This is a genomic window from Leifsonia sp. GW821-FHT13C09, from assembly GCF_058806435.1.
In genome coordinates this window covers 87,503-112,734 of the sequence record NZ_JBXAPS010000004.1, presented here as the reverse complement: position 1 = coordinate 112,734, position 25,232 = coordinate 87,503, and the positions used below count along the sequence as shown (strand labels likewise).

The following is a 25,232-nucleotide window of genomic DNA, read 5'->3' as shown; positions in this document are numbered from 1 at the left end:
GTGGCAGGCGGGAGCGGGCCGGTCGCGGGGCGGCCCGCGACCGGCCCGGCGATCACTTCGCCTTCGTGAGGTGCGTGAGGATCAGCAGCGAGTTCTCGGTCCAGGTGGCCGGGGTCGCGTACGGGTCGCTCGCGCTCGGCCAGCCGGTGAAGCTCTTGTCGCTGAACAGGCCCCACAGGCCGCCGTAGAACATGCTGATGACGGGCATCTTGTCGTACATGACCTGCTGGAGCTGGTCGATGTACTTCTTCTGGTCGCTCGTCGAGGTGGCCGAACGGAGCTGCTGGAGGAGCGAGTCCGCCTGCGGGTCGCTGAACCGCTCGAAGTTACCGGACGCGGCCGTGCCGACCGGCTTGACGAACTCACTGCTCATCAGCGTGTTGAAGTCCTGGTAGACGCTGCCGGCGCCGCCGAACGCGCCCATCAGGAGCTGGAAGTCGCCGTGGTTCTGCGCCTGCGTGTAGGCGGCCGGCTGCGGCTGGTCGATCGTGACCTGGATCCCGATCGCCTGGAGTTGCGCCTGGACGGCCTGCACACCGCGCAGCCAGTCCGTGTAGCCGTTCGGGGTCGTGATCGTGAGCGCGAGCTGCTGACCGGCGGCGTTGACGAGCTTGCCGCCCTGCTGGGTGTACCCGGCCTTGGCGAACGAGGCGAGCGCCTTCTGGGTGTCCTGCGAGATCATGCCCTGGTTCGGCAGCGACGAGTTGAGCCACTGCTGCGAGTTCGGCAGGAGCAGGCCGTTCTGGCCGGCGGCCTTCACGTAGCCTTCCTCGGCGTCCTGCGCGATCTTGTCGCGGTCGAGCGAATAGCTGAGGCCCATCCGGAAGTCGACGTTGTTGAACGGTGCCTTGGTCAGGTTGGGGATCAGCGAGATGGTGCCGCCGGGCGGGAACCAGTACTTGTTGTGCTGCTTGTTCGCGCCGACCCAGGTCTTGTCGACGTTGTCGATGAACGAGTAGGCCCAGTCGTAGCCGCCCTTGACCAGCTGCAGGCCGCTGTTGGAGGCCGGCAGCACCAGCTTCTCGGCGGCGACCTTGTCGGCCTGCCAGTACTTGGTGTTCTTCACCATCGTGTACTGGTTCGGCGCGAAGCTGCCGACCACGTACGGGCCGGTCGCAACCGGGTTGTCGTTGGTCCAGGTCACCGGGTCCTTGACCGACTTCCAGATGTGCTCCGGGACGATGATCTGCTGGTCGATGATGCTCGCGGCCGGCACGTTCGGGCTCTTCAGGTGGAACGTCACGGTGTCGCCGGAGGTGCTGATCGTGTCGATGTTCTGCCACTGGCCGAGGAGGTCGAGCGCCGAGGTCTTCTTGATGAGGTCGAACGTGTAGACGACGTCCGCGGGGGTGAACGGCTTGCCGTCCGACCAGTTCACGCCCTTGCGGATCGGGTACTCGATCGTCTTCGGGTCGACGACCTTGTCGCCCGTCGCCAGGAACGGAGTGGCCTTGCCGTCGATGGAGTTCACCACCTGGAGCGGCTCGTACATGTAGTGCGCGCCGGTGCGCGCGGTCGGTGCGAACGGGTTGAAGTTGCGCACGAACGTCGGGTTGCCGCCGTCGGCGCCGAAGAGGAGGGAACCGCTGGCGGCGCCCGAGTTGTTGTTGTTCGACCCGGAGGTCTGGAGGCTGCAGGCGCTCATCGCGAGCAGTGATGCTGCTGCGGCGACGGCCACGAGTGAACGGCGGAGGCGCGTTCTGGACATTTTCATCGCGGTGTGGTCCCTTCAGTCGACGATGACTTGGTGCTCCGCCACTGTAAGCGCATACGAAAAGTGTTTCAACCCCACCCGCAAACAAGTCTCCTCGTGCCACAATGAGAATCTGGCAACGGATTCACAGACGAACTCGGGGGAAATGTGGCGAGAAAACCGACGGTGTATGATGTCGCTGCGCACGCGGGCGTGTCCATCGCGACGGTGTCGCGCGTCCTCACCCGACCCGACGATGTACGCGCTTCCACTCAGGAACGGGTCCTCGCCGCCGTGCGCGAGCTCCGCTACGTGCCGAGCGGGAGCGCCCGCGGCCTCGCGGCCCGCCGCACCGGCGTCCTCGGCCTGTTCCTTCCCGGGGTCGACGCGGTCGAGGACCTGAGCGATGCGGAGGTCAGCGACACCGGAACGGTGGAGGTCCGCCGCGACCCCGCCAAGCCGGACCACGGCAATGGGGCCAACCTGTACTTCGAGGAGGTGCTGCGCGGCTGCGAGCTGGAGGCGTGGCGCCAGGGCTTCTCGCTGATGATCTGCGTCGGGCGCGGCCGCTCCCCGGAGAGCGTCGAACTCACGCTGAACGATCTCGCAGGCAAGGTGGACGGCCTCGCCGTCATCGCGCAGAGCGCGCCCCATGACGTCCTGAAGCGGATCGGCGACACCATCCCGGTCGTCTACCTCGCCGGCCAGCGCCGCGGCGACCACTTCGACCACCTCACGGTGCGCAACCGCGAGGGCATGCGCGCGCTCACCGAGCACCTCATCGACGACCACGGCATCCGCGACCCCGTCTATCTGACGGGGCCGTTCGACTCCCCTGACGACGCCGAGCGCTACGCCGGCTTCGCGGACGCGCTGGAGGGCCGCGGGATCAACCCGACGGCGCTCCCGGTCCTGCACGGCGAGTTCTCCCGCGAGCGCGCCCGCGCGGTCGCCGACGACCTGATCGCCCGCGGCCGCCTCCCGCGCGCCCTGGTCTGCGCCAACGACCAGATGGCGCTCGGGGTCCTGGACGCGCTGCGCACCGCCGGCGTGCGGGTCCCGGAGGACATCATCGTCACCGGCTTCGACGGCATCGACGAAGGCGCCCGCTCCGAGCCGCGGCTGACGACGGTGATGCAGCCGATGCTGGAGCTCGGCCGCGCCGCGGTGCGGGCGATGGTCGCGCGGGTCACCGACCCCGACCTGGACCCGGTGAGTACGGAACTGCCGGTGACGGTGCTGCTGCGGGAGAGCTGCGAGGGGCCCCTGGGCTGAGTGCGCCGGGTCCGCTGAGCGGGCGGGTCCGCTGAGCGCGCGGGTCCGCTGAGCGGGCGGGTCCGCCGAGCGGGCGCGTCCGGTGGGCGCGCACGGCCTGCCGGCGTACTGTGCTGCCATGAGCGGGAGGTCCCGATGATCGGGAGGCCGCAATGATCGGGAGACCAGTGGCGGCCGGATGCGCGGCGGCGCTGCTGCTCGCCCTCGCCGGCTGCGCACCCGGCGGGCCGCCGCTCGGGGCGCCGAGCCTGGTGCCGAGTCGCGCGCCGACGTCTTCCACCGCGGTGCCGCTGCCCACACCCTCCAGGGCGTCCCCGGCTCCCGCGTCCAGCGCGATCCAGCACATCGTCGTGATCGTCGATGAGAACAAGCCGGCGCACTCCGTCATCGGCGACCCGCAGGCGCCCTACCTGACCTCCCTCGCTCGGGAGGGAGCGCTGGCCACTGCGTACTCGGCGGTGACGCACCCCAGCCTCCCGAACTACCTGGCCCTGACGAGCGGCACGACCGACGGGATCACCTCGGACTGCAACCCGCCGGGCGGCTCCTGCCTGGTCATTGGCCCGAACCTCGCCCAGGAACTGGACCGCGCCGGCCGGTCGTGGCGGATGTACGCCGAGAGCATGCCCACGCCCTGCGAGACAGGGAACACCCCCTTGTACGCGGTCAAGCACAACCCGTTCCTGTACTTCCCGAGCGTGACGTCGTCCGCGGCGTACTGCGCCGCGCACGACGTCCCGTACTCCCGCTTCGCCGGCGACCTCGCCTCGGCGTCGAGCCTCCCGGCGTTCTCCTTCATCAGCCCGAACCTCTGCAACGACATGCACGACTGCTCGGTCGCGACAGGCGACGCCTGGCTGAAGGCGAACGTCCCGGCGATCCTGGCGTCGCCGGCGTTCATGACGCAGCGGTCGCTGCTCGTGATCACGTTCGATGAGGGGGACTCGGGCGACAACGTGGTGGCCTGCGTGTTCGCCGGGCCGGCGGCGCGGGCGCACACCGTCGTCGCGACGCCGTTCACGCACTACTCGCTGCTGCGGACAGTCGAGGAAGCGTGGGGGCTGGGGACGTTGACGGGTGCGGATGCGGGGGCGGCGGCGATGACGGGGATGGTCGGGTGAACTGACGACTGGCGCGTCGCCTCCTCCCGTGCTTGCGTAGTCCCCATGGCAGCCGTGAAGCGCGTGATCGTCTTCATCCAGGAGAACAAGACAACCGACTTCTACTTCCCCTCCCTCGCGGACTGGGGCGCCGAGGTCGCGAACCGCGGGAACCTGCGCACCAGCGCACCCGACTTCGATCAACCCCACGACCGGAACGCGTGGGTGCACTACGCGACGGGCGATTACCCGGCCGAGCCCATGCAGCTCGACAACGACCAGGTCATCCCCTATTACAGCTGGCTCGCAAAGAGCTTCGTGTTCAGCGACCACCATTTCGGCTCCGGCTCGAACTCCACGCCCGGCCACATGCTCGCGGTGGGCGGCCAGATGCCGACGCTCAAGAACCCGCCGTTCGTCGGGGCGCACCCGGTCTGGGACATCCCCTCGATCTTCAGCGTCGCCCAGAAAGCCGGCGTGAGCTGGGGCGCGTTCCCCGACCAGGACGGCTACCCGGTCAAGTTCTACAAGACCACCTCCACGCCGCCCGGGTCGAGCGAGGTGCACCCGCCGTCGCAGTTCATCCCGATGGCGAAGGGCGGGACGCTGCCGGACGTCTGCTACGTCTGGTCGCCCGCCGGTTACGACGAGCACCCGCCGGCGACCCCCGCGCCCGACTACATCACCAAGGGGCAGGGGCTGGTCTGGCAGCGCGTCCAGGCGGTGATCGACGGCGGCGGCTGGGACGAGACGGTCTTCATTCTGACCTGGGACGACTGGGGAGGCTACGCCGACTCGGTGCCGACGCCGGCGATCGAGACGGCGCCGGACGCGCTGCACCCGAACGGCTTCCAGGTCATCGGCGGCTCGCGCATCCCGCTGCTCATGTTCGGCGGCGCCGTGACGCAGGCGATCGACCCGGAGTGGCACTCGCACGCCTCCATCCCGAAGACGATCTGCGACCTGCTCGGCCTCGGCACGTTCGGGGTGCCCCGGGTGGACGACGCCCCGTCGCTCGCGCACTTGGTTCAGCCGGGCCTCGGGAGGCCGGTGCCGCCCGCGCCCGGGAGCACGATCACGCAGCCGACCCCGCCGAGCCCGCGGCCCACGCCCGTGCCGCCCAAGCCGTGGCCTGCGCCGCTCGGGCAGCCGCTCCCGGCGATGGTCACGCTCGACGGCAGCACCGTCCCCGCCCCCACCGACGGCAAAGTGAACCCCAAACCCCCCAAACCCCCCATCGCCCCGCCCGCGTAGCGGGCCGGCGGCGACGGAGTTTCGTCACGAATCGCGCGAATGCAGCAGCGTTTCGCGCGATTCGGCACGAATGTGCGACGCCACGCGGCAGACCAGCACGTTCAGCCGCTTCCGGCGGGTGAACCCGAGCCGCTCGTAGACGGCGATCGCGCGCTCGTTCACGGTCTCGACGTGCAGGAACGGCTGCTCACCGCGGTCGAGGATGCCGCGCATGACCGCGAGCATGACCTGGACCGCGAAGCCGCGGCCGCGCCACTCGGGATCGGAGCACACCGCACTGACCTCGCACCAGCCGTCGGGGCGCATCCGCTGGCCGGCCATCGCGGCGAGGCGGTCGCCGACGCGCACGCCGTGGTAGCCGCCGAAGTCGATCGTGCGCGGGAAGAACGGGCCGGGCCGGGTGCGCTCGACCAAGTCGAGCGCGTCGGCAACGTCGGCCTCCCCCAACGGCACCAGGCGGGCGTCGTCCCCGAGCACGGGCGCCGCCGGGAGCTCAGCACCCTCGAACACGTACTGGTAGCAGTCGTAGCCGGCGACGGCCTCCCAGCCCTCCGGTGCCGCTTCGGCGAACACGCCGAGCGTCGCGCCCGGGCCGACGAGAGAAGCCAGCCGGTCCCAGTCGGCGACGCTGCCGCGGTCGGCGACGGACGCGAACGGCGACATGTCCGGCGGGTAACGGCGGGCCCGGTCGTCCCCCACCGCGAAGGCGGCGTGCGGGCCGGTGAGGGCGTTCCAGGCGGGGTCGTCGAGCACGTGCACGCGTCCAGCCTCGCACACGCCGGCGCGCGGAGGCGTACTGTCTGGGTCAGCGTCGCGCCGCCCGAGCACGACGCGCGAGAGGGAGACGGATGAGCAAGGCCGCGATCGTGGTCAACCCGACGAAGACCGACCCGGAACGGTTGCGGGAGGCCCTCGCGGCCGCCGAGCGCCGCCACGGCTGGGAGAGCACACTCTGGCTGGAGACCACGGCCGACGACCCCGGCACGGGTCAGACCCGCGAAGCGCTGGAACAGGGCGTCGACGTGGTGATCGCGGCCGGCGGCGACGGCACCGTGCGCACCGTGGCCGAGGAGTTGCGCGGCACGGACACCCCGCTCGCCCTGCTGCCCTCCGGCACCGGCAACCTGCTCGCCCGCAACCTGTCGCTGACCCTGGACGACGCCGAGCACGCGCTCGACACCGCGTTCGACGGCGCCGACCGGCCCATCGACGTCGGCGTGGCCGAGCTGCGCGACGGCCGGGACGGCACCGAGCGCCGCGCCTTCCTGGTCATGGCGGGCCTCGGGATCGACGCCAAGATGATCGCGGCGACTGACGACGACCTGAAAGCCAAGGCCGGCTGGGTCGCCTACGTGCACGCGATCGGCAAAGTGCTGCGCGACAAGAACGAGCTGCGCCTGCGCTACCAGCTCGACGGCGGCCGGACGCACACCCTGCACGCGCACACCGTCATGATCGGCAACTGCGGTTCGCTGCAGGCCGACATCATGCTGCTGCCGGACGCGGCGGTGGACGACGGGATCCTCGACATCGTGGTGCTGCGCCCGGAGGACGTGCTGGGCTGGCTGCGGATCGCCGTCAAGATCTTCTGGGAGAACGGCGTCCTCCGCCGCACCAGCGTCGGGCGCCGTCTGATGCGCGAAGACCACGAAGTGCACGCGATGAACTACCTCAAGGGCAAGGAGATCGTCCTGAGTTCCAATCGTCCGGAGCAGGTCGAGCTCGACGGCGACCTCTTCGGCGAGGTGAGCTCGATGCGCGTGCGGGTCGACCCCGGCGCGCTGCGGGTGCGGGTGCCGCGGGAGTGAGCCGGCGACCCCGGTGACGGACGCCGGGGACGGACGTATGCTGATGGTTCCCCGTAGCTACGGGTATGGGGAAAATACGCCAGAGCCCGGCCGAGCGATCGGTCGGGCTCTGGTGCACCCGCATACGCGAAACCCGCTGTTGCCAAGCACGGATTTCCGATGCATCATGCAGCCGAAGGCAGGTGTTCTCCCAGCCTGACCGGCGTTCGCGCGCGGCCGCCGGATTCCCGCTGTTACGGGGGTTTCCGCGGATGCACCGGGGTCGCGCGCGAGCCTCAGAGTACCCGTGCGCAACGGGTGGGTACGATGCGACGCATGCCCATCAGACTCGACAACGTCGGCATCGCCGTCCGTGACCTGGAGGCGACCATCGCCTTCTTCACCGATCTCGGGCTGGAGGTCGTCGGCCGCGACACGGTCAGCGGCGAGTGGACGGACACCGCCGTCGGGCTCGACGGCAACCACGCGAAGATCGCGCTGCTGCAGACGCCGGACGGCCAGGGCCGCGTGGAGCTTTTCGAGTACCTGCACCCCGACGCGATCGAGACCGGGCCCACCCTCCCGAACGAGATCGGCATGCACCGGGTCGCGTTCCAGGTGGACGACATCGACGCGGCGCTGGAGGTCGCGGCGAGGCACGGCTGCCGCCCGCTGCGCGGGGTCGCCAACTACCGGGACGTCTACAAGCTGACCTACCTGCGCGGGCCGAGCGGCATCCTGGTGATGCTGGCGCAGGACCTGACGACCGGCTGACCGGGTCAGTCCGTCTGTCGCGCCGCCTGCAGTTCGGCGATCTGCGCGCGGGCGGCCAGCACGAGCTCCTCGTTGGTGTTGGCATGCCCGCCCAGGCCCCAGCCGCCCTCGACCGCTTCGGTGAGGAGCACCCAGGTGCGGTCCGCCAGCGACGGATCGCCCGCGGCCTCCGCGACGATGGCGGTGAACCGCTCGACGACGGCGAGCTGCTTCGGCCGGTCGAGCGCTCCCGCGTTGGTCAGCACCTGCACGCGCACGTAATCGGAGTCGCCGTCGACGTTCGAGAGCGCACCGTCGGCGAGCTCGTGCACGAAGGCGGCGGTGTTCTTCCGGAACAGCGGGATGTCGGGCACCTGCTCGATGGTCTTGAGGGCGTCCGCGAGGGTCGCGGCGAGCGTGCGCGGGTCGGCGAAGGTGCCGGCGGTCGCGTAGACGTCGATCATGGGCATAGGACTCATCTCCTCGGTTGCGGGGTCGCGCGTCCAGTGTGGATTATGATGAGCGTCATAGTCAAGGTGTGTCGACAGGAAGGTCCCGGATGGTCTCGGACGCGAAGGCGCGCATGATCGAGGGCGCGGCCCGGCTGCTGGCCGAGAAGGGCCTCCAGGAGACCTCGTTCTCCGAGGTGCTCGCCCTCACCGGGGCGCCGCGCGGCTCGATCTACCATCACTTCCCCGGCGGAAAGGCGAGCCTGGTCGCCCAGGCCCTCGACCTTCAGCGCGCGAAGTCGATCGCGGTCATCGAGTCGGCGCGCGGCCTGCCCGCGGTGGAGGTCGCCGAGACATTCCTGAACGCCTGGCGGCAGCTCCTCCTGGTCTCGCACTTCCAGATCGGCTGCTCGGCCGTGGCCGTCGCGGTCGCGGCGGACTCGGACGACCTGCTCGAGCGCTCCGGCGCCGTCTTCCGCGACTGGGCGGACCTCCTCGCCGAACTGCTCGCGGTCGGCGGCGTTCCCTCGGACGCGGCCGGCGGCGCAGCCGCGCTCCTCGTCGCCGGCAGCGAGGGCGGCGTCATCCTGAGCCGCGCGCAGGCGAGCATCGAGCCGTTCGAGGCGGTCGCGGGGCAGTTGATCGCGCACCTGCGCGGACTGTCCGAGCCGCTCGGAGGCTGACGCGGCGCCATCCGCACACCCAGCGAAAACACTCCTTACGCCACCCCAACCGACAGCGGCGCTCCATCCGTAGCGCACGCGGTGGCGTCGCCGCATCCTGGTTCCAGCACAATCCACGACAACGACGCCGCAGTGTTCCCGCCGGCGTCTCCGCATCGCGGCGGAGGCACGGACACCTCGGACACCGTCCCGGTCGATTGTCTCCACAGCCTCCAGGAACGAGTTCGACATGCTGGAACCAGATCACCGCGACGGAGTCGCAATATCGTTGCGCTCCGTCGTCAAACGCTACGGCGAACACACCGTCATCGACGACGTGTCGCTCTCCGTCCGCGAGGGCGAGGTCGTCGCGATCATCGGCCCGAGCGGCGCGGGCAAGAGCACGCTGCTGCGCTGCATCAACCTCCTCGAGGTGCCGGACAGCGGGTGCGTGAGCGTCGAGGGCACCCAGATCGACGCCGGCGCCGAGATCAAGCAGAAGCAGCTCCAATCGCTGCGCCGGAACGTCGGCATGGTGTTCCAGTCGTTCAACCTGTTTCCGCACATGACCGTGCTGCGCAACGTCAGCCTGGCGCAGGAGCGCGTGCTCGGCCGCAGCCGGGCCGAGGCCGACGCCCGGTCGATCGCGCTGCTCGAGCGGGTCGGCCTGGCCGACAAGGCGAACCAGTTCCCCGGGCGCTGCTCCGGCGGGCAGCAGCAGCGCATCGCGATCGCCCGGGCGCTCGCGCTCGACCCGCACGTGATGCTGTTCGACGAGCCCACCTCTGCGCTCGACCCGGAGGTCGGGCTGGAGGTGCTGGCGGTGATGCGGGAGCTCGCGAAGTCCGGGATGACGATGGTCGTCGTCACGCACGAGATGCAGTTCGCGCGCGACGTCTCCGACCGCGTCGTCGTGATGGCGAACGGCGCCATCCTCGAGGAGGGCGAGCCCGAGCAGGTGTTCACCGCCCCCGGCACCGACCGGACCCGGCAGTTCCTGCGCGCGGTCCTGGAGCGCTGACCCATGGACCACCTCGCCGTCGTCGTCCAGGGCGTCCAGATGACGCTGCTGGTGACCGTGTGCTCCTTCGCACTCGGCGCCCTCGGTGGCGTCCCGCTCGTCCTCGCCCGCCGTTCCCGGTTCGCAGCGCTGCGCGCGACCGCCCGCGCCGTCATCGAAATCGTCCGCGGCATCCCCCCGCTCGTGTGGCTGTTCATCCTGTACTTCGGGATCGGCAGCGGCGCGATCAAACTCGACCCGTTCACCGCCGCGATCATCGCCTTCGGCGTCGTCACCTCCGCCTACATGGCGGAGATCTACCGCGGCGGGCTCACCGCGATCAGCGACGGGCAGTGGGAGGCGAGCGACGCCCTCGGGATGTCCCGCTCGGCGACGCTCATCAGCGTCATCGGGCCGCAGGTGCTCCGCGTGTCTGTCCCCGCCGCCGCCACCTACGCGATCGGGCTGCTCAAGGACTCGTCGATCGCGTCCGTGATCGGCGTGCAGGACATCGTGTTCTTCGCCGGGCAGGACGCCAGCCAGACCGCGAACGGCATCGTCCCGTTCCTCTGGGCCGCCGCCCTCTACATCGCCATGACCATCCCGTGCGCCTGGCTGACCCGGCGCCTCGACACCACGCTCCGAAAGAGGGTCGCACGATGAATCTCGTCGAGGACTGGATCCAGTTCTGGCCGCAACTGCTCGGCGGACTGGGGGTGAGCCTGCGCCTGACCGGGGCGATCCTGCTGGTCGGCCTGCCCGCCGGACTGCTGCTCGCGCTCGGCGCGAATGTGAAGAACCGGGCGCTGCGGGCGACCACGATCGTCATCGTCGAGATCGGACGGGGGACCCCCGCGCTGGTCGTGCTGCAGCTGGTCTACTTCGGCCTCCCGACCGTCGGCGTCACCTTCGACTCCTTCACCGCGTCCGTCATCGCCCTCGGGCTGACGACCGCCGCCTACACCAGCGAGATCATGCGCGGCGGCCTCCAGGCCGTCCCGGAATCCGAGGTCGAGGCGGCCGACGCGCTGGGACTCAGCCGCCGCGACGCGCTGCGCTACGTGGTCGTCCCGCAGGGACTCCGGATCGCGATCCCGCCGCTCGTCGGCTTCTCGATCATGATCTTCCAGGCGACGTCGCTCGCGTACACGATCGCCGTCCCCGAGCTGATGTCGCAGGCGTACTCGATCGGCTCGACCACGTTCCGCTACCTGAGCATCCTGACCCTGGCGGGCATCCTCTACGCGGCCATCACCATCCCCGCGAGCTGGCTGACCACTCGCGTCGAAAAGCGGCTGGCGCGCTTCCGCGAGCCCGTTCCCACCCCCTGAAGCCACTCCCCATCCCCTCTGAAAGCGAGCCCACCATGAGACACCGTCTCCTTTCCGCAACCACCGCAGCAGCAGCCGTCGTCGTCGCCGTGACGACCGTCCTCACCGGCTGCAGCGGCGCCGCCAATACGGGCGTCGCAGCAGGCTGCAAGCCCAAAGACACCTTCAGCACCATCGACAAGGGGACCCTCATCGTCACCCTGTCGTCCCTCCCTCCGTTCATCACCTCGCAGGGCACAACGCTCGGCGGCGTCGACGGCGACATCCTCAACGCCTTCGCCACGGAGGAGTGCCTCACCGTCAAGGCGACGCCGGTCGCCACCGCCGCGGTCATCCCGGCCGTGCAGACGCACCGCTCCGACATCGCCGCCGGTTCCTGGTGGCGGTCCGCGGCGCGGGCCAAGATCGTCGGGCTCACCGGCCCGGTCTACCTGGACCAGATGGCGATCATCTCCAGGACCGGCATCGACAAGCTCTCCGAGCTGAAGGGCAAGACGGTCGGGACCGTGGACGGCGACCTGTGGGTCGGCGAGGCCAAGGCCTACTTCGGCGACCAACTGAACGTCTACAAATCCACGACGGACATGTACCAGGACCTCAAAGCCGGGCGCATCCAGACCGTGATCGACAGCACCGGCTCCGGCTCGTTCAACGCCCCGACCCTGAAGGTGAAGGTGGCGAAGCCGGACCCGGCGATCGGCGCCTCGCTCCAGCCGCCGCAGACGACCTTCCCGGTCGCCCTCGACAACCCCGAACTGCTGAAAGCGCTCGACAGGTTCGTGACGACCATCAAGGCGGACGGCCGGCTCGCGAAGATCCTCGTGAAGCACGGGCTCTCGGCCACCGCGGTCGACACGGGCGCGCCGCGCCTGATCAGCTGACACGCCGCTCCACCCCACCCACCCCTTCCCCGAAGGAGCAGCACCATGAGACACCGCCTCGTCACAGCAACCGCAACAGCCGCCGCCCTCGCCACCGCCGTCACCGGGTGCAGCGCGGCCGGCGGCGGAGGAGCCGACTCCGGGTGCACGCCCAAGGACAGCTTCAGCACGATCAGCAAGGGCGACCTGACGGTCACCACCTACTCGATTTCCCCGTTCGTCACGGTGAACGGTGCGGCGATCGGCGGTATCGACGGCGACATCCTCAACGCCTTCGCCACGGAGGAGTGCCTCACCGTCAAGGGTGTCCCGGTCGCCCCGGCCGCGGTCATCCCCGCGGTCCAGAACGACCGCTCCGATGTCGCCGCCGGAGCGTGGTGGCGGTCCGAGGCTCGCGCCAAGATCGTCGGCCTCACCAACCCGGTCTACCTCGACCAGATGGCGTACATCTCAAAGGAGGGCTTCGACACGCTCTCCTCGCTCCAGGGCAAGCCCATCGGGACCGTCGACGGTTACCTCTGGGTCGCTCAGGCCAAGCAGTACTTCGGCGACGCGCTGAAGGTCTACAAGTCCCCGACGGACATGTACCAAGACCTGAAGTCGGGCCGCATCGAGGCGGCGATGGACAGCTTCGGCTCAGGGAAGTTCAACGCCCCCGGCCTGAAGGTGAAGGTCGCCCGGCCCGACCCCGCGATCGCCGCCTCCACCGAGCCCGCGCAGACCGCGTTCCCCACCTCCCTCGACAACCCCAAGCTCCTCGCGGCGCTCGACCGCTTCGTGTCGGCGATCAAGAAGGACGGCCGGCTGGTGAAGATCCTCGAGAAGAACGGGCTCCCGGCGTCCGCCGCCGAGACCGGAGACCCGCGCCTCATCGGAGGCTGACAGACCGGCGGCGGGCGATGCGACCTCAACACCGTCGCCCGCCGCCTTCCACTCCCGCCCGCCATCGCCACGAAAGGGATCTGATGAACACCGAGACCGAGTACGCCGCCACCGCGACGCGGAACCGCGACCGCCTGCGCGCCAACACCGACTGGCTCGCCCTGAAGCAAGCCGCCATCGACCTCCAGCAACTCCAGGTGAAGGACGGCTCGCTCGACGAGCTGGCCAGCCGCACCTGGGCGGTGGAGCTGGTGCGCTCCATCCGCGAGTCCGTCGCGGCGCTCGCACCCCTCTTCCCGCACGACGCGGCGTACTTGGCGGCCCTTGGCCGCGACTTCGCCCGGTGGGCGCACGAAGGCTTCGGCGTGCCGGACTTCCGAGAGTCCCTCGTCGCCTTCCGGCCCGAGCTCCACCGGGAGGACGGGCTCGCGCATCTGGTCGCGTTCCCGATGTACACCCAGAACGGCAGCACGAACCGGTACGTCGAGGCCGTGCTGGTGGAGGTCATCTGGCCGGACTTCATCGGCGCGCTGGAGCAGCAGTACACGAACGGCCTGTTCGTGTCCCTGTCGTTCATCGACTTCACGCCCGGCTACGACACGAACTCCGCGGTCCTGTTCCCGGAGAGCGTGTCCGTGGCGGAGATTCCGTCGTTCACGTGGGGGGCGATCTTCCAGGATCGGGAGGCCGCCCGCTATCGCCGGGTCGTGCGTGCCGCGGCACAGATCACGAAGCTGGAGCTGCCGGAGGACGCCGCCGTGATGCTGGAGGACCAGCGCCTGACGGAGGAGACCTTCGTGATGTGGGACATCATCCACGACCGCTCCCACATGCGCGGCGACCTGCCCTTCGACCCGTTCATGATCAAACAGCGCATGCCCTTCTTCCTCTACTCGCTGGAAGAACTGCGCTGCGACCTCACCGCGTTCCGCGAATCCGTCCGGCTCGAACGACAGTTGGGCGCCCTGCCGGAGTCGGAACTGTCCGAGCCGCAGAAGCAGATCCGCGACCACGCGAAACTGGTGCAGTACGCGGTGATCTTCGACCGGATCTTCCGATTCGCGATCACCGGCAGCCGCATCCGCAACTACGACGGCCTCGGCGGGCAGTTGCTGTTCGCCTGGCTGCACCAGCACAATGTCCTGCACTGGACCGACACGCAGCTCACCATCGACTGGGACGAGGTCCCCGACGTGGTCGTGGCCCTGTCGGACCGGATCAACGACCTGTACTGGAGGTCGATCGACCGGCCCAAGGTCGCGCACTGGCTCGCCGCGTACGACATGCTCACCGAGACCCTGACCCCGAACCCGGCGTCGGTGTGGGCACGCGGCCTGTCCGACGAGGTGCTCGCGGGGCCACCGAAGGGGTACACCGACGCCGTCCTGGACGACGAATTCCCCCTGTCCATGTTCTACGAAGCGCTCAACAAGAAGATGACCGCCGTCATCGAATCCACCTCCGGGATCACCGGGGAGAGCGAGTGAACCACGACGAGAGCCGGAGGGCGATGTCGCCGATCTCCTCGAGTTCGCCGGCCGCGATCGACAGGATGACGTCGAACATCGCGTCCTCCTCGTAACGCTCCTCATAACCGTTGACGTGGAAGAAGAGCACGCACAGGATCCACCCCGTGCGCTTGTTCCCGTCGAGGAGCGCGTGGTTGCGCAGCAGCGAGTGGAGCAGCGCAGCACCCTTGGCATGGACATCCGGATAAGCGTCCCGGCCGAACAACGTGGCCTTCGGCCGTTCGAGCGCCGACTGCAAGAGGACGATGTCGCGCACGTACTCGAGGGGCTCACCGCCGTGCACGGCCGTGATGACGACGAGCGCCTCCTCCAGAGTCACATACCGTACGCTCACGCGTCCCGCAGCCGCTCGAGCAGGCCGGCGTTCTCCGCCACGATCCGGTCGACCATCTGCCGGGTCGTCCGGTCGTGTGCGGCGATGTAGGCATCCACGGCATCGAGCACCGTCGCGGTGAAGTTCGTGTGCGTGTCCGCCGCAATGGCCGCGAGCGCCGCGACCTGATCGTCCCGGAAGGCGATGAGCTTCTTACTGCGGGCGGGGGGCGCCGTCTGAGTCATGAATCCGTCTCCTATATATCGACGTGGGTCGAGTATATATCGAACCAACGCCTACATCACGGAGAGGGCACGCACATTCGTGCCGAATGTCGCCTTTCGCGAGCCGAGAGTCGACATTCGGCACGAATGTGCGTGGGCTAGCCCGCCGCCGCTACGCGCTGCGCGAGGTACTCGACCTCTGCGACGCGGCGGCGCGGCGCGCCGGGCGCGGACAGGCCGGTGCGCTCGTCGACCAGCCCGCTCGCCGTCGCGGCCATGGCCGCCACCGCGTCCGCGGCGAGCGCGCTCTCGTGTTCCGTCCGGTGCAGCGCCAGCACGTGGCGCCGCAGGCCCGGCTCGAGGGTCAGCAGCTCCGTCCCCTCGCCCGGCAGCGTGGACAGCGCGGGCACGAGGGCGATGCCGATCCCCGCCTGCACGAGGCCGCGCACCGAGTCCGTCCGGGCGCCGCGCATCGCGATGAGCGGGTCGAAGCCCGCTCCCCCGCACAGGCGCACGAGGCAGTTGTCGCCGGCCGAGCCTTCCGGGGTGGAGACCCAGGTCTCGGCGGCCAGGTCCTCGATCGCGGCCGTCCCCGCGCCGGCGAGCGCGTGGCCCTCCGGCACCAGGAGGAACAGCTCCTCGTCCAGCAGCGGCGTCACGGTCGCAGCGGATGGCCAGCGCTGGGGCACCAGGTCGTACTCGGCGACGACCGCCACATCCAGCAGCGCGTCGTGCAGCTTGGCCACCAGCTCATCCGGCTCCCCCTCGTCCAGTGCGAGGTCGACGTTCGGGTGCGACCGGCGGTAGGCGGCGAGGCTGCACGGGAGCACACGCTCGTTCACGGCCGCGAAGCCGCCGACGCGCAGACGGCCGAAGCCTCCCGAGCTGAGGCCGCGCATGTCGTCCTCCAGGGCGCCGAGCGCCATCAGGATGTCGTGGGCGCGCTCGGCCAGGAAGAGCGCCGCCGCGGTCGGCCGGATGCTGTGCGCGTCCCGCTCGAACAGGGTCGCCCGGAGGCTCCGCTCCAGCGCCGCGACCTGCTGCGAGACGGCGGAGCCGGTGTAGCCGATCTGGCGGGCGGCGTCCGCGAACGAACCCGTGCGGACCACGACGGACAGCGTGCGGAGATGGACCGGGTTGAGCATGATCGTCAGGTTCCGGAGAAGGTGGAGGCCGGGGCGAGCGCGCTCGCCGGCGCCGCGAGCAGCCGCTCCACGTCCACCCGGCCGCCGGCCGCCGCGAAGTCGCGGTCGACCGCGTCGCGCAGGGCCGGGTCGGCCAGGTAGTCGGCCATCGTCGCCGCGAGCCCGAACGCGCTGTCGATCACGGCGGCGTCGCCGAGCGGGCTCACCGCCTGGCGGCCGAAGGGCGCCGTGTGCATGACGATGGGCTTCGGCGAGATGCTGACCGTGGGGTGGATCGACGGCCTGCGGACGCTCACGTTGCCGAGGTCGGTCGACCAGCCGCCGCCGACGAGGCCGGGTGGGTCGAGCACGATCCTGCGGCCGCGCGCGGACATGTGGGTGAAGTAGCGGGCCGCGAGCGGCGCGTTGCTGCGCACCGGGAGGTACGCCGGGAACGGATCCCAGCGCGCCTCCAGCCGAGTGCCGGAGAGGAGGGCCGCGCCGTCGAGGATGTGCTGCACGCGCCCGGACAGCTCGACCAGTTCGTCGAGCGTCTCCGAGCGCAACTCGACGGTCAGGCTCGCGGTCGCCGGGACGACGTTGGTCGCAGCGCCGCCGTTGGTGATGATGGCGTGCAGCCGGTCGGTGGCGGGGATGTGCTGACGCAGGGCGGCGACCCCTTGATACGACGCCACCACCGCGTCCAGAGCATTGCGCCCCGCGTGCGGCGCGGAGGAGGCGTGCGCCGCGACGCCGTGGAAGGTCGCCTCCACGTCGCGCACGGCGAGCGAGGTGAACGACGCCACCTCGTCGGGCCCGGTGAACGGGTGCACCATGACGACGGCGTCGATGTCGTCGAACGCGCCGGCGCGCTCCAGCACCTCCTTGCCGCCGCCGTTCTCCTCGGCCGGCGTGCCGAGCAGCACGACCGAACCGCCCAGCTCCCCGAGCTGGGCGCTCACGCCGAGGAAGGCGCCGACCGCCGCGGCGCAGATGACGTTGTGTCCGCAGCCGTGCCCGACCTCGGGCAGTGCGTCGTACTCGGCGAGCACCGCGATCCGCGGGCCGCCCGTGCCGGCCTGTGCGCGCAGCGCGGTCGGCATCCCGAACACACCGACGGTCGGCGCGAAGCCGTGCCGGCGTAGGAACTCGGACACGATGGCGGCCGAGCGGTGCTCCTGGAACCCGACCTCCGGCGTCGAATGGATGCAGTGGCTGAGCCAGATCAGGTCGGACCGGGCCTGGCCGATCGCGTGCTCGACGGCCCGGAGGACGTGGCCGGCGGCGCCGGTGGTGCGGGGCGCCGCGGTCGCCGGGGCGTCGGCGGAGGAGCGTTCGGATGACATCGTCGTCTACTCGATTCGGGGGCGAGAGTTGAAGCTTTTTCTTACGATAAACCCTACACTGTCGTAAGTACAACTAATCATGGAAGAATGTGCGCATGACGGACAACTCGCTCCCGGACGTCCCTCGCCTGCGCCTGCTCAGCGAGGTGGCGCGGCAGGGCTCGCTCGCCGGGGCGGCGCGGACGATCGGCATCAGCTCCTCCGCGGTCTCGCAGCAGATCAGCATCCTCGAGCGGGAGGCGGGCGTGAAACTGCTCGACCGCTCCCCCCGCGGCGTCGGCCTGACCGGCGCCGGCGAGATCCTGGTCGAGCACGCCCGCGGCATCCTCCGTCTCCTGGAGGCCACCCGCGCCGAGATGGACCAGCTGAGCGGGGAGCTCGCCGGCCGGGTGCGCATCGGCACCATCCCCTCGTTCGCCCGCTTCGTCCTGCTCCCGGTCGCCGAGAGCCTCGCCGCCGACGCTCCCGACATCGAGCTGACCGTGAACGTCATCGAGCCTGGCGAGAGCATCGACCTGCTGCTCGGCGGCGCATTGGACATCGCGATCATCGACCTCTACGACAACGTGCCGATGGCGTTCCCCGACTACCTGCGCACGACCGAGCTCCTCCGCGAGCCGCTTGTCGTCATCGCACCGCCCTCGTTCGGGCTGCCGCCCAAGGTCCGGCTCGCCGACCTCAAGGATCAGCCGTGGGTGATGCCCGACGAGCTGGGCGCCTGCGGCCAGGCGGTGCGCTTCGCCTGCCGGACGGAGGGGTTCGAGCCGAACGTCCGCTGGCTCACCGACGACCTCCTCCTCCTGGTCGAGTCCATCTCGCGCGGCCGCGGCATCTCGGTGCTCCCGCCGTTCTCGATCGACCGCGATGTCGCGCCGGTGAGCATCCACGTGCTGGACCGGCCGCACCTCAGCCGCCGCGTGCTGGCGGTGACCCGCGCCGCCGACGAGCGCCGGCCGATCGTCCGCGAGGTGCTGGACCAGATCAGCCGCGCCGCCGTGACCCAGAAGGCCACGATCGAGGCGGCGGTCGCGGCCGGGAGCTGGTGAGCGCGGCCCAGAGCTGCTGAGGCCCAGCCGAAGAATCCCTTGCGGCAGCATCAGCGTCCGCCGTCCTCGAAACGATGCGCGGCCGCGCTCCGGCTCGCACACTGGTGATCGACCCCCCATCACCGGCTTTTCGAGGAGACACCATGACCGCCGAACGACTCATCGCACAGGTACCCGGCCACTGGCAGGTGCCCGGCCACTTCACCATCAACCACAGCCACGGCATCCGGGTCGGCGACATGATCTGGGTCGGCGGCCAGGAGGACCTGGACGAGCACGGCAACGTGCGGCACCCCGGCGACATCGAGGCGCAGTGCCACGCGGTGATGCAGTCGCTGCAGGCGGTCATCGAGGACCTCGGCGGGACGATGGGCGATGTGGTGCAGTTCAACACCTTCTACTCGGGCGAGCTCAGCGTCGAGGAGTGGCAGCGCACCTACGACATCCGGTTCAGCTACTTCCCGAAGCCGGGGCCGACCGCGACCGGCATCCTGATCGGCAAGGAGCTGAACATCCCCGGCATCCGGGTGGAGGTCAACGCCGTCGCCGTCGTCGGCAGCGCCGCGCGCGAGACCGCGGGATCGGTCGTGACCGCGGTGTCCGCATGACCGTGCGGACCCTCGGCGTCGTCCTCTGCGACCTCGACTCGTACGCGGTCGACGACCTCGACTGCGTCGAGGCGGGCGCTCCCGCCATCAGCGCCAACCCGGTCGGCTTCTTCGAGAACCCGGCGAGCTGGCCGGGCATCCCGGTGTCCTACGCCGTCGCGCGCGGCGCCCGGGTGGAGCAGCTGGTCGCGGGCGACCCGGTCGCGATCGACGCCTTCTGGCGGGCCAGGGAGCGGCTGGCGCACTGCTCGCTGATCATCACGGACTGCGGCTTCTTCTACTACGCCCGCCAGTCCGGCCTGCCGACCGCGAACACCCTCACGAGCAGCCTCGACCTCCTCCCGCTCGCCGCCGCCCTCACGAGCGGACGGATCGGCGTGCTCACCGTGTCCGCGCCGCTGGCGACCCGGATGCTCGCGTCCGATCCGCTGTACCCTCGCCTGACGATCGTCGGGCTGGAGGACCAGCCGGGCTGGGACGGGATCCTCACCAACGACCATGCCTACGGCAACGGCTGGGACCTCGACACGCTGCGCACCGGCGTGGAGGCGGTGCTCGAACGCGAGAGTGCGCCGGGCGGGCGGCTGGAGGGCATCGGCGCGCTGGTGCTGGAGTGCACGCTGCTGCCCGAGTTCCGGCGGACGATCGCGCAGTACACGGCGGCGCCGATCCTCGACGTCGCGTCGTTCGCGCTCAGCGCGCTGGGAACCGGGTTCGATCGCGGCGAGTAGCGGGCTGCTCGGCCCGGTCCCGATGACGACTCGCTCAGCCGAGCACGCGCTCCAGCAGGTGCGGGGCGAGGTCCGGCTCGGTGCGCAGCACGACGCGCACGTGCGCGCCGGGCCGGTCGACGGATCCGGAGCGCTGTCCGCGCAGGTCGCAGATCGTCTGGCCGCGGCCGGGCCCGTCCGTCGCGTCGACCTCCACCGGCACGGCCGGCGCCAGCACCGCGCGGACCCCGCCGACGGCGAGCGCCGCCGCCAGCGGGTCGTGCAGGGCGCTGGAGCGGCGGCCGTACTCCGTGACGTAGAAGTCGAAGTAGTGGTCGAGCATCCGCCCGACCGCGCTCGCCAGCGGGCCGCCCTCCTCGACCAGGCGGACCCGGTCGGTCTCCTCGAGCACGTTGTCCATCGTGGAGTCCAGCGGCACCAGGACGATCGGCCACTCCGCCGCGATCACCGCGCGCGCCGCCTCCGCGTCGTTGCCGATGTTCGCCTCGGCGACCGGCGTGATGTTGCCGGGGACGAGCGCGGCGCCGCCCATGATGGTGACCTTCGCGATCCGGCCGGGCAGCCCGGGGTCGCGCTTCAGGGCGCGGGCGAGATTGGTGAGCGGGCCGACGGCGACGACCTCGAGTGCGCCGTCGTGTTCGTGCGACAGCCGCAGCAGCATGTCCGCGGCGTCCTCGGTGACCGGGGTCGCCGTGGCCGCAGGAAGCTCGACGCCGCCGAGGCCGTTGGCGCCGTGCACGTGCGCCGCGCCGCCGTGGAAGGTGCCTGCGATCGGGTGGTGCTCGCCGACGGCCACCGGCACGTCGCGCCCGGCCAGGGCCAGCAGGCGCAGCGTGTTGTCGGCGGCCTGCGCCGCGCTGACGTTGCCGCTGACCGTGCCGATGCCGGCGAGCTCGACCTCGGGGGAACGCAGCAGGTAGGCGAGCGCGAGGGCGTCGTCGACGCCGGTGTCGCAGTCGAAGTAGAGAGGGGTGGGCATACCGCGATCTCCGCTCTCAGACGCGGACGCCGGTGACGACGTCGAAGAACAGCTGGAGTGCGGCTGCGGTGTCGACATCGAGGGCGACGTCGACGCGCGGCCAGGGCGCCTGCCCCGGAGTGTAGACGGCGTCCTCGCCGCCGTAGCCGCGGCGGTCCACGATCGTCTGGCCGCGGCCGACGCCCTGGCTGATGTCCACCTGCACCGGCAGGGTCTCGAAGCGGAACAACTCGGGGGCGACCAGCGCGCAGACCGCTCCCGCGTCACCGATCAGCGGGTGGCTGAACACGGTCCCGTCGGCGGGGTCCACGAGCTGGAACCCGAGCAGCGACCCGAGCGCGGCGTCGACGGCGCGCTCGGACGCCACCAGCTCGGCCACCCGTTCGGCGGCGACCTCGACCACGTTGAACACGTCCAGTCCGTACATCGTCAACGGGATGCCGCTGGAGAGTACGATCGCCGCGGCCTCGGGGTCGTGCCAGATGTTGAACTCCGCGACCGCGCTGGCATTGCCGACCGACGCGGATCCCCCCATGAACACGATCCGGCCGACACGGTCCGCCAGCTCGGGGTAGACGCGCAGCAGGAGCGCGAGATTGGTGAGCGGCGCCAGGGCGACGATCGTCAGCGGCTCGTCGGCCGCGAGCAACTCGCGGCGCAGCAGCTCGACGGCGTGCACCTGCTCGGGCGTGCGGGAGCCGACGGGCAGGCGGAGGTCGCCCAGTCCGGTCTCGCCGTGCACCCAGGAGGCATCCCTGGCGGGCTCGATCAGGGGCCGGCGGGCGCCTGCCGCGACCGGGATGTCCGGGGCGCCGACCAGGTCGAGCACGGCGAGCGTGTTGGCGACGACCTTGTCGACGGAGACGTTGCCGGAGAGGCAGGTGATCGCCTTGACGTCGATGTCGGGGTGCTGCACGGCGAACATGATCGCCATCGCATCGTCGATGCCGGTGTCCACGTCGAGGATGACCGAGTGCTTCATTGTGGCCTTTCGTTGGAGGTTCGAGGGCAGAGTCAGGGGATGAGGGCGGCGATCGCGTCGATCTGCAGCGCGGTGCTGCTGAGGCCGAGGTCGCGCGCGAGCTGCGCGGCGACCGGCCGCTGCAGCCGGGAGGCGTGCAGGACGGCGTCGTCCGCGAAGACATTCTCCACCGCGCCGTCGGCGACGACCTTGCGGTTCGCCATCGCCACCACGCGGTGGAAGGAGTCCGCGACGAAGCGCATGTCGTGCGTGATCGTGATCACCGCGACGCCCTCGGCGCCGAGCTGATCGATCATCCGGTTCAGCAGGGCGAGGCCGCGGCTGTCGAGACCGGCGGTCGGCTCGTCGAGGATGACGTAGCGGGGCTCGCCGACCAGGACGGCGCCGATCGCGACGAACTTCTTGATCGCGAACGGGAGGTCGCTCGGGTTGGTGTCGAGGAAGCGGCCGATGCCCGTCATCCCGACAGCGCGCTGCACGCGCTCGGCCGTCTTGTCACCATCCCACTTGTCGTACCGCGGCATGTACTCCAGCTCGCCGCGCACGTCGGGCGCGAACACCTGGTCGTCCGGGTTCTGGAAGACGTAGGCCACGGTGCGGGCGGTGGTCGCCGTCGTCTGCGTCGTCGTCTCGACGCCGTCGATCGCGACCGTGCCGGAGGTCGGTTTGAGCAGGCCGTTCATCAGTTTGACGGTCGTGGTCTTGCCTGCGCCGTTCTGGCCGACGATGGCGACCCGCTCCCCCGGGTCGATCCGCAGGCTGACGCCGTCGACGGCGAGCGAGCCGTCCGGGTATGCGAACGTGACGTCATCGAGCACGATGGACATCGGCCACCTCCTGTACGCGCGCCTCGATCAGCTGCCGGGCGTCTTCTCTCGTGATGGGCGTGCGTTCGAGCGGGCGGCCGTCCGCGGCGAGCCGGGCCGCCACGCGGGTGACCTCGGGCTGCGGGACTCCCGCCGCCTCGAGCAGCGGCGAGGCCAGGACCTCCGCTGCGGGGCCCTCGGCCGCGACGGTGCCGCGCTCCATGACGATGACGCGGTCGGCGTACTCGGCGATCAGGTCGATCTTGTGCTCGACGAGGACGATCGAGGTCCCACGCTCCTTGAGCCGGCGGATGATCGCGAAGATCGCCTCCGAGGACTCCGGGTCGAGCTGGGAGGTGGGCTCGTCGATGACGAGGAAGTCGGCCTCCATCGCGAGGATCGACGCGAAGGCGACCTTCTGGCGCTGGCCGCCGGACAGCTCGTTGGGGTTCTTCGCGATGAGTCCCTCGATCCCCAGCTCGTGGACGACGCCGACCACGCGCTCGATCATGGTGTCGCGGTCGACGCCCATGTTTTCCAGCCCGAGGGCGATCTCCTCGAACACCGTGCCGCGGATGCCCGAGATCTGGGTGAACGGATTCTGGAACACATAGCCGATCTGCTGGGACAGCACGGCGGGATCCCAGTCCGCCAGGCTCGTTCCCAGCACCTGGACGTCGCCGGTCAGCTCACCGTCGTGGAAGTGCGGGACGATACCGCGGATCACGTTGCACAGCGTCGACTTGCCGCTGGCGTTGCGCCCGACGACCCCGTAGACCAGGCCCGGTTCGAGGGTCAGGTTCACGCCCTCGAGCGCGGCCTCTTCGGCGTGCAGGTACGTGAACGACACGTCCCGCATGGTGACTAGTGCCACAGCAGTACCTTTCCGACGATCGCGAACACCGCGCCGGCGTACACGAGGACAAGGGCGCCCCACTGCACGGCGGTGGTGCGGGGCAGGAAGACGAGCCGCGTCTGGGCCGTCGGAGCGTTGAAGGCGCGGGCGTCGAGCGCGAGCGCGCGCTCCTCGGTCTGCGCCATCGCGGACAGGAACACCGGCGTCAGCACCGGGAAGAACGCGCCGGCCCTGCGCAGGAGCGACCCCTCGGTCTCGATACCGCGCGCCTTCTGCGCGTCCATCACCGTGCGGGTGTTGGCGCCCAGATCGATGATCGCCTGGAAGGAGGCGAGCACGACGTAGCTGGCCTTGCGGCTGACGCCGACGCGCTCCAGGGCGAGCATCAGGTGGCCGACCGGGACGAGGGCGAAGAACAGCGTCAGCACCCCGCACATCGCCATGACCACGAACACGAACGCCGCGGCGTCGGTGATGCTCGAGACGCTGATCGCGAAGGGACCCCAGGCCCAGAGGGCGCTCTGCCGGTCCGAGGCGAAGATGACGCGGACGACGAAGAGCAGCACGCCGACGATCCCGAACAGCCGGAGGTAGGTCTTGGCGAAGCTCGCGCCCACGCCGCCCAGAGCGCCGAGCACCAGCATCGCCACGCAGACGGCGGCGGGGCCGACCAGCTTCGGCAGCGTCGCGGCCATGACGGCGACGGGGATCGCCGAGCCGAGCACGATCAGCGGGTTCGCGTCCCGGAGCGGGTTGCCCAGCGTGGCCGGCCTCCGGAACCGGTCGACGAAGGCCTCGTCGAGGGCCGGCGCGTTCGCTGTGGAGGTCATCGTCAGCGCCCCAGCGACAGGTCGTCGTCGGTCTCGTAGGCGGTCGGGGCGGAGGCCGCGGTCTTCTTGGTCTTGCGGTAGATCGAGCCGAGCGGCAGCTTCGTGAGCAGGCGCTCGGGGACGCGCTTGAGGATCAGGAAGACGACCAGGACCGTGAGGAGCTTGTCGAGCACGTCGAAGGGGATGCCCGCGAGGTACACCGCGGTGTTCAGGTCGAGGCCGGCCGCGTGCAGCGCGGCGACGATGACGCTGTTGCCGCTCGGGGTGAGGCCTCCGAACAGCCAGATCGTGATGAGCGCGCCGCCCGCGCCGCCGACGAGGGAGAACGGGATGACCGTCAGCAGCGCCTTCCACAGCTTCAGGAACCAGCCCGCCCGCGAGAACCACCCGGCGAGGATGCCGAGCACCACGCTGATGATGGCGTAGGCCATCGTCGTGGGGTTGGTGATCGAGTTGATCACGTTGGAGACGGCGCCCACGACCGCTCCCGGAAGGCCGCCGCACAGCGCGCCCACCAGGATGGTGCCGATGCTGTCGAGGTAGATGGGCAGTTTGAGGAGGTTCGCGAGCTGGCCGCCGATGAAGTTCGTGGCGACGCCGATGGGGATCAGGAAGATGGTCAGGCGGCCGTAGCCGGCGAAGAAGCGGGCGAGGCGGTTGGGGTTCGACACGGGAATGCCTTTCGTTGTCGTCGTTGACGTGCACCGGACCGGGGTCGGCCTGGGCCGGTGCTTCGAGGGGTAGAGGTGGTGCGGTGATGCGGCAGTACAGGTGGTGCGGTGGTGCGGGTG

Annotated in this window: 28 protein-coding genes; 15 read left to right on the top strand and 13 right to left on the bottom strand. The window is 70.2% G+C overall.

What is annotated here, in order from left to right; genetic code table 11:
• Window positions 1-52: 52 nt before the first annotated feature.
• Entirely contained in the window at window positions 53-1,708 is a 1,656-nt protein-coding gene (locus AC1ROW_RS14270) for an ABC transporter substrate-binding protein (RefSeq protein ID WP_493019578.1), read from the bottom strand.
• A gap of 171 nt (window positions 1,709-1,879) precedes the next feature.
• Here AC1ROW_RS14270 and AC1ROW_RS14265 point away from each other — a divergent pair, with 171 nt between their 5' ends.
• The 3 genes from AC1ROW_RS14265 (at window position 1,880) to AC1ROW_RS14255 (ending at window position 5,322) form a co-directional block, all read left to right on the top strand.
• Window positions 1,880-2,968, top strand: coding sequence for a LacI family DNA-binding transcriptional regulator (locus tag AC1ROW_RS14265; protein ID WP_493019577.1), 1,089 nt, complete (start codon window positions 1,880-1,882; stop codon window positions 2,966-2,968).
• A 152-nt stretch (window positions 2,969-3,120) separates the two neighbouring features.
• Window positions 3,121-4,089, top strand: a complete 969-nt coding sequence (locus tag AC1ROW_RS14260; protein WP_493019576.1) for an alkaline phosphatase family protein — start codon at window positions 3,121-3,123, stop codon at window positions 4,087-4,089.
• A 45-nt stretch (window positions 4,090-4,134) separates the two neighbouring features.
• A complete protein-coding gene (locus tag AC1ROW_RS14255; RefSeq protein WP_493019575.1) occupies window positions 4,135-5,322 on the top strand; it encodes an alkaline phosphatase family protein in 1,188 nt (395 codons plus the stop codon).
• A gap of 24 nt (window positions 5,323-5,346) precedes the next feature.
• Here AC1ROW_RS14255 and AC1ROW_RS14250 read toward each other — a convergent pair whose 3' ends face one another.
• Entirely contained in the window at window positions 5,347-6,081 is a 735-nt protein-coding gene (locus AC1ROW_RS14250; RefSeq protein ID WP_493019574.1) for a GNAT family N-acetyltransferase, read from the bottom strand.
• A gap of 89 nt (window positions 6,082-6,170) precedes the next feature.
• Here AC1ROW_RS14250 and AC1ROW_RS14245 point away from each other — a divergent pair, with 89 nt between their 5' ends.
• The gene (locus AC1ROW_RS14245) at window positions 6,171-7,130 is read left to right on the top strand and encodes a diacylglycerol/lipid kinase family protein (protein WP_493019573.1); all 960 of its coding nucleotides are present in this window, start codon (window positions 6,171-6,173) and stop codon (window positions 7,128-7,130) included.
• Window positions 7,131-7,445: 315 nt separating this feature from the next.
• A complete protein-coding gene (locus tag AC1ROW_RS14240; RefSeq protein WP_493019572.1) occupies window positions 7,446-7,883 on the top strand; it encodes a VOC family protein in 438 nt (145 codons plus the stop codon).
• Between the two features lie 5 nt (window positions 7,884-7,888).
• On the opposite strand, the gene AC1ROW_RS14235 is transcribed toward AC1ROW_RS14240, so the two are convergent.
• Window positions 7,889-8,332 (bottom strand): tautomerase family protein, encoded by a 444-nt coding sequence (locus AC1ROW_RS14235; protein ID WP_493019571.1) that lies wholly within the window; start codon window positions 8,330-8,332, stop codon window positions 7,889-7,891.
• A gap of 68 nt (window positions 8,333-8,400) precedes the next feature.
• On the opposite strand from AC1ROW_RS14235, the gene AC1ROW_RS14230 reads away from it, so the two are divergent.
• The 7 genes from AC1ROW_RS14230 (at window position 8,401) to AC1ROW_RS14200 (ending at window position 14,554) form a co-directional block, all read left to right on the top strand.
• Entirely contained in the window at window positions 8,401-8,994 is a 594-nt protein-coding gene (locus AC1ROW_RS14230; protein ID WP_493019570.1) for a TetR/AcrR family transcriptional regulator, read from the top strand.
• A gap of 229 nt (window positions 8,995-9,223) precedes the next feature.
• The gene (locus tag AC1ROW_RS14225; protein ID WP_493019569.1) at window positions 9,224-9,994 is read left to right on the top strand and encodes an amino acid ABC transporter ATP-binding protein; all 771 of its coding nucleotides are present in this window, start codon (window positions 9,224-9,226) and stop codon (window positions 9,992-9,994) included.
• Between the two features lie 3 nt (window positions 9,995-9,997).
• Window positions 9,998-10,636: an amino acid ABC transporter permease gene (locus AC1ROW_RS14220; protein ID WP_493019568.1), complete on the top strand. Its 639-nt coding sequence runs from the start codon at window positions 9,998-10,000 to the stop codon at window positions 10,634-10,636.
• Entirely contained in the window at window positions 10,633-11,304 is a 672-nt protein-coding gene (locus AC1ROW_RS14215; RefSeq protein ID WP_493019567.1) for an amino acid ABC transporter permease, read from the top strand. The genes AC1ROW_RS14220 and AC1ROW_RS14215 overlap by 4 nt, the downstream gene beginning before the upstream one ends.
• Window positions 11,305-11,339: 35 nt before the next feature.
• Window positions 11,340-12,185: a substrate-binding periplasmic protein gene (locus tag AC1ROW_RS14210; RefSeq protein ID WP_493019566.1), complete on the top strand. Its 846-nt coding sequence runs from the start codon at window positions 11,340-11,342 to the stop codon at window positions 12,183-12,185.
• A gap of 45 nt (window positions 12,186-12,230) precedes the next feature.
• On the top strand, window positions 12,231-13,067 hold the full coding sequence (locus AC1ROW_RS14205) for a substrate-binding periplasmic protein (RefSeq protein ID WP_493019565.1): 837 nt from the start codon (window positions 12,231-12,233) through the stop codon (window positions 13,065-13,067).
• An 83-nt stretch (window positions 13,068-13,150) separates the two neighbouring features.
• Window positions 13,151-14,554, top strand: a complete 1,404-nt coding sequence (locus tag AC1ROW_RS14200; protein WP_493019564.1) for a DUF6421 family protein — start codon at window positions 13,151-13,153, stop codon at window positions 14,552-14,554.
• On the opposite strand, the gene AC1ROW_RS14195 is transcribed toward AC1ROW_RS14200, so the two are convergent.
• From AC1ROW_RS14195 to AC1ROW_RS14180, 4 genes are all read right to left on the bottom strand, one after another.
• Window positions 14,535-14,915 (bottom strand): type II toxin-antitoxin system death-on-curing family toxin, encoded by a 381-nt coding sequence (locus AC1ROW_RS14195; RefSeq protein ID WP_493019563.1) that lies wholly within the window; start codon window positions 14,913-14,915, stop codon window positions 14,535-14,537. The genes AC1ROW_RS14200 and AC1ROW_RS14195 overlap by 20 nt on opposite strands.
• An 11-nt stretch (window positions 14,916-14,926) precedes the next feature.
• Entirely contained in the window at window positions 14,927-15,154 is a 228-nt protein-coding gene (locus tag AC1ROW_RS14190; protein WP_493019562.1) for a hypothetical protein, read from the bottom strand.
• Between the two features lie 137 nt (window positions 15,155-15,291).
• On the bottom strand, window positions 15,292-16,278 hold the full coding sequence (locus tag AC1ROW_RS14185) for a LysR family transcriptional regulator (protein ID WP_493019561.1): 987 nt from the start codon (window positions 16,276-16,278) through the stop codon (window positions 15,292-15,294).
• Window positions 16,279-16,283: 5 nt separating this feature from the next.
• Window positions 16,284-17,603 carry an amidohydrolase gene (locus AC1ROW_RS14180; RefSeq protein ID WP_493019560.1) on the bottom strand — a complete coding sequence of 440 codons (1,320 nt, stop codon included), beginning with the start codon at window positions 17,601-17,603 and terminating at the stop codon, window positions 16,284-16,286.
• A 95-nt stretch (window positions 17,604-17,698) separates the two neighbouring features.
• Here AC1ROW_RS14180 and AC1ROW_RS14175 point away from each other — a divergent pair, with 95 nt between their 5' ends.
• From AC1ROW_RS14175 to AC1ROW_RS14165, 3 genes are all read left to right on the top strand, one after another.
• Window positions 17,699-18,649 (top strand): LysR family transcriptional regulator, encoded by a 951-nt coding sequence (locus tag AC1ROW_RS14175; protein ID WP_493019559.1) that lies wholly within the window; start codon window positions 17,699-17,701, stop codon window positions 18,647-18,649.
• Between the two features lie 143 nt (window positions 18,650-18,792).
• Window positions 18,793-19,257, top strand: coding sequence for a RidA family protein (locus AC1ROW_RS14170; protein WP_493019558.1), 465 nt, complete (start codon window positions 18,793-18,795; stop codon window positions 19,255-19,257).
• The gene (locus AC1ROW_RS14165) at window positions 19,254-19,988 is read left to right on the top strand and encodes an aspartate/glutamate racemase family protein (protein WP_493019557.1); all 735 of its coding nucleotides are present in this window, start codon (window positions 19,254-19,256) and stop codon (window positions 19,986-19,988) included. Before AC1ROW_RS14170 ends, AC1ROW_RS14165 begins: the two co-directional genes overlap by 4 nt.
• Window positions 19,989-20,022: 34 nt before the next feature.
• Here the strand turns inward: AC1ROW_RS14165 and AC1ROW_RS14160 are convergent, their stop codons facing one another.
• Genes AC1ROW_RS14160 through AC1ROW_RS14135 form a run of 6 tightly spaced genes read right to left on the bottom strand, consistent with a single transcriptional unit; the run spans window position 20,023 to window position 25,112 of the window.
• Window positions 20,023-20,967: a nucleoside hydrolase gene (locus AC1ROW_RS14160; protein ID WP_493019556.1), complete on the bottom strand. Its 945-nt coding sequence runs from the start codon at window positions 20,965-20,967 to the stop codon at window positions 20,023-20,025.
• A gap of 16 nt (window positions 20,968-20,983) precedes the next feature.
• On the bottom strand, window positions 20,984-21,949 hold the full coding sequence (locus AC1ROW_RS14155) for a nucleoside hydrolase (RefSeq protein WP_493019555.1): 966 nt from the start codon (window positions 21,947-21,949) through the stop codon (window positions 20,984-20,986).
• Between the two features lie 32 nt (window positions 21,950-21,981).
• A complete protein-coding gene (locus tag AC1ROW_RS14150; RefSeq protein WP_493019554.1) occupies window positions 21,982-22,776 on the bottom strand; it encodes an energy-coupling factor ABC transporter ATP-binding protein in 795 nt (264 codons plus the stop codon).
• Window positions 22,757-23,629: an energy-coupling factor ABC transporter ATP-binding protein gene (locus AC1ROW_RS14145; RefSeq protein WP_493019553.1), complete on the bottom strand. Its 873-nt coding sequence runs from the start codon at window positions 23,627-23,629 to the stop codon at window positions 22,757-22,759. Before AC1ROW_RS14145 ends, AC1ROW_RS14150 begins: the two co-directional genes overlap by 20 nt.
• Window positions 23,620-24,441: an energy-coupling factor transporter transmembrane component T family protein gene (locus AC1ROW_RS14140; protein WP_493019552.1), complete on the bottom strand. Its 822-nt coding sequence runs from the start codon at window positions 24,439-24,441 to the stop codon at window positions 23,620-23,622. Before AC1ROW_RS14140 ends, AC1ROW_RS14145 begins: the two co-directional genes overlap by 10 nt.
• A 2-nt stretch (window positions 24,442-24,443) precedes the next feature.
• Window positions 24,444-25,112, bottom strand: coding sequence for a hypothetical protein (locus AC1ROW_RS14135; RefSeq protein ID WP_493019551.1), 669 nt, complete (start codon window positions 25,110-25,112; stop codon window positions 24,444-24,446).
• Between the last annotated feature and the right edge of the window lie 120 nt (window positions 25,113-25,232).